Source organism: Pseudomonas sp. FSL R10-1339 (assembly GCF_009600545.1).
GTDB lineage: Bacteria > Pseudomonadota > Gammaproteobacteria > Pseudomonadales > Pseudomonadaceae > Aquipseudomonas > Aquipseudomonas bubulae.
Map to the genome: position 1 here is coordinate 1 of NZ_WIVQ01000158.1, position 5,286 is coordinate 5,286.

The following is a 5,286-nucleotide window of genomic DNA, read 5'->3' on the forward strand; positions in this document are numbered from 1 at the left end:
GTGTCGAGTTCACGATCATGCGTGACTCGTCCAGCGTGACGTTCGGATAGCGCTGCCGAAACATCGGCCCCAGCCACCATGACGTCGTCGCACGATGCCCATCAAGCAGGCCGCTCTCTGCAAGCAAGAAACTACCGGAGCAGGCGGCACCAAGGTGCGCGCCAGCGGCGGACCACTGCTGTAGCACGGCGACCGCATCGGGCACGTCGGGGCGTGTGAGCCGAGCCGAGAGCGTGTCAGGCATCTTTTCACCAAACGCGGGCACGAGCACGACGTCTGGTTCCGGCACACCACGCGCAGTGACCACGGGGACCGTCAAGCCTTGCGCAGTTCGGATGCGACGCCGCACGCCCACCAGCGTGAGCTCTATGTGCGCGGGAGCCTGTGGCAGCGAGCCCGACATCGCATTGGCCAAGCCCACTGTGTCGGTGAGCGCCGCAAGCCCCAGATCAAACACGCCATCACAAACAAGGATGTGGATTTTCATGGCAACAATGATATCAATGTTGTCATTATTGTCTATAGAGATGGCTGTCATGAAGACTTAGACTGCAGGCTCGTCGATCCATTCATCTAACCCAGTTACCCAAAGGATTACAGTATGACCAAGCTCGCCCTGTTTGTTCGCCTCGAAGCCAAACCCGGCCAGGAGGCTGCGCTTGCCGACTTCCTGGCCAGCGCACTGCCGCTCGCCAACGCCGAGTCCGGCACCACTGCCTGGTTCGCATTGAAGTTTGGCCCTTCGACGTTCGGTGTGTTCGATGCCTTTGCCGATGAGGCAGGTCGCCAAGCACATCTGAACGGCCAGATCGCCGCGGCCTTGATGGCCAACGCCGCGACCTTGCTCAGTTCTCCGCCCAATATCGAGAAGGTCGAACTGCTTGCAGCCAAACTGCCTGCATGACAACCCGGCCTTGACCAAATCAGGTCACGCTGCAGGATGGGGGGCACAAGCTCTACGCAGCGATCCCCCCCTCGATTGCACTTGCCCAGGGAGCTACCTTCCACAGCGATTGGGGGGCAATATTGCAGCCAGAACTTCCAAGCTGCGTCAGCAAGCAGGGGCAACATCAGGGCTGGCTGTGATGTTCCGATTCGTCGGGTAGTTATCGAGAAGTACCGACTGTTTGCAACGTGTCGGTACCGAGAGCCGTCTGGGCGAGCCAGATTTCCGGCCCATTGGAAGTCCGCAGTCCGCAAGCGCGGATCGATCGAGCGATTTGTTGAAAATCAACGACCTAGCATCGGGCCGTTCGGGCCGTTCGGGCCGTTCGGGCTAGTGAGGGTTTCTGGGGGGGCGTAACGATTCGAACTCCTGCAGGGGCTCGGTGGGGTGGAACCCTGCGCCAAACCTATGTAACTCAGCGCCTTGCGACCGCTGCAAACTCCTGCGGAAAGGTGCGGAATCCGGACCTTGATGCCCGCAATCCTACCAGTTCTGCCCTGGTCGGGTCACCAACCGAGCGCATCAGACAGGGCGCCAGTTCTATTCCCGTTTGGGAATTGAACCCGCGTCAGCATCCACTCATCCGACGTTCGATCAGGCGGTGACGAACCGCTCCCGAAATGCTCGCCGGACCTGGTCGTAAGGCACAGGGCTGGTGGCGTGCGGGACCAGCGCGCTTCTGTCGCCGATGAGGTAGTTGATCCGGTAGGTGCAGTTTCCGGAGGGGTGCAGCATGCCGGCAATCACCCGGTCGGGATTCAGAACCCGCTCCTGGATCAGGCGGTCCAGCACGCTCTGGACCTACGGCCCCAAGCCAACGAACATGGCATCTTTCAGTTCTTCGACTTCCGCCGCGAAGTGCTACAGCAGGTACTTCCTCAGCAAGGGGTGCTTGGTCATATCCGGTGAGCCACGGTAATCGTCGTCCTTTACGAATACCGGATAGCGCAGACATTGATTTTCGTGCGTTAGAGAGGGCCTCGCTGCCCAAAAGCCTCACGCGCAAACTCCAAGAAGCTGCGCAGCTTTGGAGTCATTCTTCGGTCAGGGGCATAGAGGATGTGCATTGCGGTATTCGGCACCGGGTACTGCGGCAACAGACGCACCAGTGTCCCATCGCGCAGTGCATCGCTAACCAACTCTATCGGCTGTAGAACCACGCCTAGACCAGCTACAGCCGCTGCCAGCAGTGGATCACCTTGATTGATCGTTAATTTGCTTGTAATAGGAACATCTATACGCCCCTCCGGGCTGTCGAAGCTCCAGTGTGAGCGGCCATCAGAATAGGTAAACCCCAGACATTCCTGCTGCTGTAGATCCCACGGATTGATGATGGGAGGGCGACGTGCAAGATAGGACGGCGCAGCGCATAAAACCATCTGATAGGGCTCCAGTGGCAATGCCTTCAACCCACTGCTCGCCAGCTCGCCGATGCGAAATACCACGTCGTAACCATCATCAACGATATCGACCAGTTCGTTCGATAACGTTAGGTCAACAGACACCTGAGGATACCGAACCATGTATTCCAGCAGGCGTGGCGAAAGCGTGCGGATTCCGAACGTGACCGGCGCGTTGATGCGAAGGCGGCCGCTTGGTGTGCCCCGAGTGAGGGCAGCCAGGCTCTCGGCAGACTGCATGTCTGCAAGGATCAGTTTTGCTCGCGGGTAGAACGCCCTGCCGAAGTCGGTGAGGCTTTGCCTGCGCGTAGTCCGGTGCAGCAGGGAAACACCCAGATGTTGTTCGAGCATTTTCACCTGTTTCCCTACCAATTGAGGGGACAGATTCAGGTCGTCCGCAGCGGCGCTGAATGAACCCAGCTCAACTGTTTTGACGAACGTGGCCATCTGGGTCAGGCGATCCATTATAAACACTCTGTTTCTAGTAATACGCCATCGTAGGCATTTATCTAGCGCCAACCAATGACTAAATTTTTGACACCTTTCGAGTGCCCGGATACCTTCCGGATGTACGTCGAGGCCCATTGATAAACGAGGTATTTATGATGGCACGCATTGTCAGAATTCATGAATACGGTGACGCCAGCGTTCTGAAGCTGGAAGATCTGGAAGTATCGGCACCAGCAGCAAACGAGGTGCAAATTAGTGTTAAAGCTTTTGGCTTGAACCGAGCCGAAGTGATGTTCCGCAATCACGCATACCTACAAGAAGCGGAGTTCCCCAGCCGCTTAGGCTACGAGGCCGCAGGCATCGTAACGGCAGTTGGGAGCGACGTAACCGAGATCACGATTGGTGACTCGGTCGCTCTGATCCCACCTCTGGATATTGCTCGCTGGGGCACCTACGGCGAGTTGGCCAATGTACCGGCCCACCTGGTGGTAAAGAGCCCTGAGAACTTGTCCTTTGAAGAGGCTGCGGCGTCTTGGATGCAGTACGTCACCGCCTGGGGGGGATTGATTGAACAGGCGAAGCTACGTCAGGGCGATTTTGTCATCGTTACCGCCGCGTCAAGCAGTGTTGGCTTGGCCGCCTTCCAAATGGCTCGTATGGTCGGCGCCACATCGATTGCGATCACTCGAACTCACGCGAAGAAGCAAGCCCTACTTGATGCAGGCGCTGCGCATGTCATCGTCAGCGATGAAGAGGATATCGTCGAGCGTGTTATGACGATAACTGCCGGTCAAGGCGCTCGCGTTGTATTCGATCCTGTAGGCGGGCCGTCCTTGGAACCTCTCACGCAGAGCATGGCGCGGGGCGGAATTTTGCTGGAGTACGGCGCACTTAGCTCTGAACCGACACCATTCCCACTGTTTACCGTGCTGGGCAAAAGCCTGACTTTGAAGGGCTATCTCTACGCAGAGATTGTGGCCGACCCTGAAGCCCTAGAGAGAGCAAAGGCTTTTATTCTGCAAGGGTTGGAGTCCGGTGCGTTGCGCCCGATCATCGCAAAGACATTCACACTTAGCGACATCCAGGATGCCCATCGTTTCCTTGAAGCCAATCAGCAGATCGGCAAGATCGTGGTAACTGTCTGACCAGCAATTATGGGGCTGAGAGCGTAATCCTTCGGCCCCGATTCAAGCCAGCCCTGATGACCGCTTTTGGCCGATTCTGTGTATCCGTCCGGCCAACACACCTTCTTGGCCCCGACGCCAAAGGCGATGGTGTCCACCTGATTTAAGTGGACACCATTTCTAGCCTTTTATGCCGCTGGGCAAACCTATTTTCCCGAGGGCGTGGCGCGGCCGGGTTGGTATCAGCCAACGGACAGAGGTGTTGAGCGCAGGCTGGGAGAAAGACTCGCTTGGCTGCGCTCGCTCGATGATGAGACGCCGCCAGAGGCGGACGCCTGATCGGTCCATCCGAAACCTGCCCATCGTGATCTCACAAACTACAGGATAAGCACATGCCAGCCTCTTCTTTTGGTGAGTCCTCGGCGCATATCAGACGGAGACGCGTTGCCCACTATCTACGCACGGAGTCTGGCGCTGCGGTGCTGCTGGTGATCGTCACGGTTGTGGCGCTCGTGTGGGCGAACTCGCCGCTATCTAACGCCTATTTCGAGTTGTGGCACCTAGACGTCGGGTTCAACTTCGGGCCACTGCGCCTACACATGGATCTGCATCACTGGGTCAACGACGGCCTGATGGTCGTCTTCTTCTTCCTGATCGGACTGGAGGTGCGTCAGGAGTTCGCCCACGGATCGCTCCGTGACCGCAGCCGTGCCCGCCTCGCCCTGATCGCGGGGGTCACGGGAGTCGTGCTTCCCGCGCTGGTGTATGTCCTGATCGTGAAACTAGCCGGAAGTGAGGGCCTGCACGGGTGGGGTGCGGTGGTCGGCACCGATACGGCGTTCATGCTGGGCACCTTGGCGATCGTCGGCCCGCGGCTATCGGGTCAGTTGCGCGTGTTCCTGCTCACCCTGACCGTGGTCGATGACTTCCTCGCAGTGTCCATCATCGGCATCGTCTATAGCGAGGAGATCCGGATCGTCCCGTTGCTTATCGCCCTCGCCAGCCTCGTTGGATTGTGGTTGTTGGGGCGCACCCGCCAGTGGCGGGCGACGCCGTATGTGTTGATCGTGATCGTGCTGTGGTTCGCAACCGTGTATTCCGGCATCCATGCCTCCCTCGCCGGGATGGCCGCGGGGCTGCTGATCCCCGCCTATGCGACGCAACGTCACGGGGTCGTTGCGGCAAGACAGTTGTTCCGTGACTTCTGGCAGTCTCCGAGTGCCGCATCGGCCCGCGCGGTGGACTGCGGGCTGTCCCAGGGTATCTCGGTGAATGAGCGGCTGCACGAGTTCCTGCGGCTGCCGACGGCGCTGCTGATCGTGCCGGTGTTCGCCTTGGCGAACGCCGGGGTGGACCTGCGTGGCGG

5 protein-coding genes and 1 pseudogene are annotated in these 5,286 nt (G+C 58.7%); 3 read left to right on the forward strand and 3 right to left on the reverse strand.

Translation table 11 applies throughout. The features are described 5' to 3' along the window. Positions 1–538, reverse strand: a pseudogene (locus GHO03_RS23520) (DJ-1/PfpI family protein); the annotation flags it as partial. A gap of 63 nt (positions 539–601) precedes the next feature. On the opposite strand from GHO03_RS23520, the gene GHO03_RS23525 reads away from it, so the two are divergent. Next, positions 602–904 carry a putative quinol monooxygenase gene (locus GHO03_RS23525; RefSeq protein WP_007182542.1) on the forward strand — a complete coding sequence of 101 codons (303 nt, stop codon included), beginning with the start codon at positions 602–604 and terminating at the stop codon, positions 902–904. Positions 905–1,540: 636 nt separating this feature from the next. Here the strand turns inward: GHO03_RS23525 and GHO03_RS25385 are convergent. Then, positions 1,541–1,738: a hypothetical protein gene (locus GHO03_RS25385; protein ID WP_023082110.1), complete on the reverse strand. Its 198-nt coding sequence runs from the start codon at positions 1,736–1,738 to the stop codon at positions 1,541–1,543. 176 nt (positions 1,739–1,914) lie between these two features. Then, entirely contained in the window at positions 1,915–2,811 is an 897-nt protein-coding gene (locus tag GHO03_RS23535; protein ID WP_013970892.1) for a LysR family transcriptional regulator, read from the reverse strand. 140 nt (positions 2,812–2,951) lie between these two features. Here GHO03_RS23535 and GHO03_RS23540 point away from each other — a divergent pair, with 140 nt between their 5' ends. Both GHO03_RS23540 and GHO03_RS23550 read left to right on the forward strand, forming a co-directional pair. Further along, the gene (locus GHO03_RS23540; RefSeq protein WP_042927614.1) at positions 2,952–3,941 is read left to right on the forward strand and encodes a zinc-dependent alcohol dehydrogenase family protein; all 990 of its coding nucleotides are present in this window, start codon (positions 2,952–2,954) and stop codon (positions 3,939–3,941) included. A gap of 458 nt (positions 3,942–4,399) precedes the next feature. Then, positions 4,400–5,286 (forward strand): Na+/H+ antiporter NhaA (locus GHO03_RS23550; protein ID WP_372241788.1); only part of this gene is annotated, 887 nt, incomplete at its 3' end.

Bases quoted from the DNA above. Each gene is read 5' to 3' on its own strand.
- GHO03_RS23525 (WP_007182542.1), top strand. From the start codon at position 602: ATGACCAAGCTCGCCCTGTTTGTTCGCCTCGAAGCCAAACCCGGCCAG.
- GHO03_RS23540 (WP_042927614.1), top strand. From the start codon at position 2,952: ATGGCACGCATTGTCAGAATTCATGAATACGGTGACGCCAGCGTTCTG.
- GHO03_RS23535 (WP_013970892.1), bottom strand. From the start codon at position 2,811: ATGGATCGCCTGACCCAGATGGCCACGTTCGTCAAAACAGTTGAGCTG.